The following is a 3,484-nucleotide window of genomic DNA, read 5'->3' on the forward strand; positions in this document are numbered from 1 at the left end:
TTTATCCCCAAATGAATATGAAGATAAATATTACTCAGAAAATATAAAAAATGCATGTTAACTATAAAAAATATAATAATATAATTTATCCGAATTTAATTTGTACTTTTTCTTGACATAGTACCAAGAGCTTTGTTATGGCTCGTTTTGACATACCATCAAATGATGGAATCATGCTTAAAATAAAGCTCACAGGCAGAAACATAGCATAGATGATAAAAAGTACCTGCGAGAAAATCATGATTCCTGTTAATAGGAATACAAATATGGAAATCCCAATATTGAAGACAAATAGGAAGAAGACTGTACCTAAACGGTTAATGGTCTTTGTAATGGTTAGATTGGTATTGCTTCTGTCTTCAATTTCTTCCGCAACAATTTTTTCTCTGTCTTCGCCATTGTTGGAATCTGGGCTGGTGGAGAGCAGGCTTTCCACACGGTCAATACCGATACTTTCAATGTCTGAACTGTTGTATTGAAGCAGTAGCCACGGTTGCTGAACCTGTATGGAAAACAGGCTATCTCTGATTAAGTCCACGCTGTCCTTGCCTTGACTATCGGAATGGGGCATGACAATCTTCGTGCCAAGTGATAAACTGGCATTACTGATGTCTGATGAAAAGTCATTGATTTTTTTAATGTAGTCGGGAGCGTAGGCAATAAAGGAAGCCGATAGGATAAACACCAGCACAAAATTCATAATGGCATGAATTGCCTTTGTGGTTTCTCTCTTTATCAGTCCCGTATAGGCAACATAAACCCCAAGAACCAAAATCAAGAGTAAGAGGAATCCAACATAGAAACCCTCTGTTGAAAATCCGTTTGCACTCACACCAGCTAAGGTCTGCATATTCTTACCAATGGAATCTGCTGTAGCGGAAATGAAGTCTAAGGAATAGGCTTCCTGTACTAAGTAACCTGTCGCATTGGAAACATACAAACTGATTGTCCAAATAAAATTGGTAATGGCATATAGTCCATACATGACCTGTTTTCCAATCCCGTCCGACCAGTTCCACGGAAGCCAGCCCCAGCTATTATCCACATAAAAATCCAGTTGATAGTTTTCAAGTGGGTATCGGCTGTATTCATTTGCCACATTGACCGTATCATCTACCAAGCCCGCAGCTTGAACCACCGTTCCCAGCATGGCTAAAAGAAAAATGGCAATCACAAGTGTGAAAGCCACTGTCATTGCCACTTTACCTAGACGTTTCAGCGTCCAGTTTGATTTTATTCTGTTTACTATTGATGGTTTCACATTTACACCTCTTTTCGCACAGGTGGTCTGGTATCAAAGGCATGGAGCAGTTCTTCAAATACAGGGTGGAACTGTATCACACCGACACGACCATATAAATCACTGATAAGGCATTGCCCGTTTTCCAAATCACGCAATCGCTTCTGATTGTTTTCGTCCTCTGGGTCTACACCAAAAAAGGCTAAGGTCTTTTTAATCTCGTTAAGGTCAGTGGAACGAAATGCAAATTTTAAGCCGAGGTTATTTTTCAGTTTTTCATCTAAGAGGTCGTCTGTATTTTGGGTCACGAAATATACCCCAGCGTTCATAGCACGACCAGCCCGAACCAGCTTCATAGATAGTGTTTTTCCTTGTGCTACCTGTAAAAAGCTCCATGCTTCGTCTAAATCTACAATCTTGAAAATGCTTCGGTCTGTATGGATAAAGTCTAAAGCAAAGGTACTAATGACAATCAGCATAGCAACGGATAAAAGCTCCATAGTGGTATATTCCTCAAAGGAAGTTTCCTTGTCGGGAAGTACCAAGTCCGCAACCTGTATAATGTTCAGTTGTTTTTCTAAGCTGATAGACTGCTCCACATAACCATTACTGAATAATAAATGTGCAAAGTCATAGTCTGTAAAACTTTCGATATGGTCGGCTATACTGGTACTTAGTGGCGTATTCTCAACCCGTAATTCCTCAATCACTTTCATCAACCCTCGTACTTCACTATTGGTTACTGCACGAATGGCTTTTCTAAGGATTGGGAAGCGTTCCCCATCACGAGAGGAAATCCCCGTAAGGAATGTCAGAATATCAATAGCCAGTGATTCAGAATCTTTGGGATTTTTCATAATCACATAAGGGTCAAGTAAGCCTTTGTTTTTCTCATCAGAAGTCAGAGTGACGATATTGATTTCATGGGAAATCTCTGGCAAGGTTTCTTTCCATCTGCCACGTTCTGCTTTTGGGTCTACAATCACTGCTTGTGCCCCATAAAGCACCGCATAATAGACGATAAGGTTATTCGCAAAGGATTTACCACCACCCAGCGAACCAACAAAAGCCGACGCTAACGCATTGGTTACTGAACCCTTAACCCCTTGACTGGCAAGAGCAGGTTTCAGATAGACATTGCGTCCAGTATCTAAGCTGTAGCCAACATAAATCCCCTCATTTTCCCCCAGCATTTGAGTAGCACCAAAACCTAAACCAGCGAGGAAATCAGAGGTCACGTATTGAATATAATCATTCATATAACGCTTGCTGGCAGGTAAAAATTCTTCATGTAAGCCGAGCATATCCCCAAATGGTCGTACCAGTTTTACGCTTAAATCGTCATAAAAATCTTTCACTTCATTACAACGACGTTTGAGTTCGTCAAGATCATTTGCTGATACCCTTACCACATAAGACAGCTTGTACATAGATTCCTTGCTTTGGTCTAAATTGGTTTCCAGCTCATTCACACTTTCCAGAGCTTCCGCCACATTGGAGCTGGTTTCATTATCACTTTGCCAAGCGTGGTTATCCAAGTCTTTCAGTTCTTTCTTTTTATTGCGGACAGTAGATAGGGCTTTACGATTCGCTACAATTTCCACATTCATTGACGTATCAATCGGGAATGTAAATTGCTGTTGCTGGTAGTAGAAGATTTCAGAGGACGGGAAGTCCAGTTCTCCGACAATGCTGTTAATGGTAAAGTAAGCTACATAGACGGTTTCATCTTCCTGCTGGATTTTCAAATATCGCTGTTTTTCTTCCACCAAACAGCGAGTAGGCTTAATCAAGTCATAGTATTTAATCAGCGTTTCATTATCCAGCTTTTTCTTTGATAGATGGTACTCATACTCTTCATAGGCAGTGCCTGTCTGTCCGTAAAGGTGTTCAATCAGATAGCCGAAGTCGTCCTTATCTAACCTGCGGATTTTGAAACGACGAGAGATTTTATTTTCTAAGAGCTTTTCCATCTTCTGAAAACGCAGGATTTCATCATTACTCATACTAACAAAATCGCCCATCAGCTTATGGTTCACATCATAGACAAAATCAGACAAAGCATTTTTTGCTTCAACGGTAAGACTTTTCATAGAAAACTCCTGATCGTTGAGAAGTATAAATGTCAAGTTAATCATGTAAATTTTTGATCATTTAAGAATGTAGTTTTTTTATTCTTCTTCGAAATTCATATGATCCTTTAAACGATATGAATTTCCAGTAATTGAAACTACGTGTGCATGA

The 3,484-nt window shown here is 39.7% G+C and carries 1 protein-coding gene and 1 pseudogene; both read right to left on the reverse strand.

The features are described from left to right. Positions 1-97: 97 nt before the first annotated feature. Positions 98-1,249 (reverse strand): annotated as a pseudogene (locus tag FYJ33_RS15775) (CD3337/EF1877 family mobilome membrane protein); the annotation flags it as partial. 14 nt (positions 1,250-1,263) lie between these two features. After that, complete coding sequence (gene tcpF / locus FYJ33_RS15780; RefSeq protein ID WP_235900882.1) at positions 1,264-3,378, reverse strand: conjugal transfer ATPase TcpF; 2,115 nt, start codon at positions 3,376-3,378, stop codon at positions 1,264-1,266. Between the last annotated feature and the right edge of the window lie 106 nt (positions 3,379-3,484).

It is taken from the genome of Inconstantimicrobium porci, assembly GCF_009696465.1.
GTDB classification, from domain to species: Bacteria; Bacillota; Clostridia; order Clostridiales; family Clostridiaceae; genus Inconstantimicrobium; species Inconstantimicrobium porci.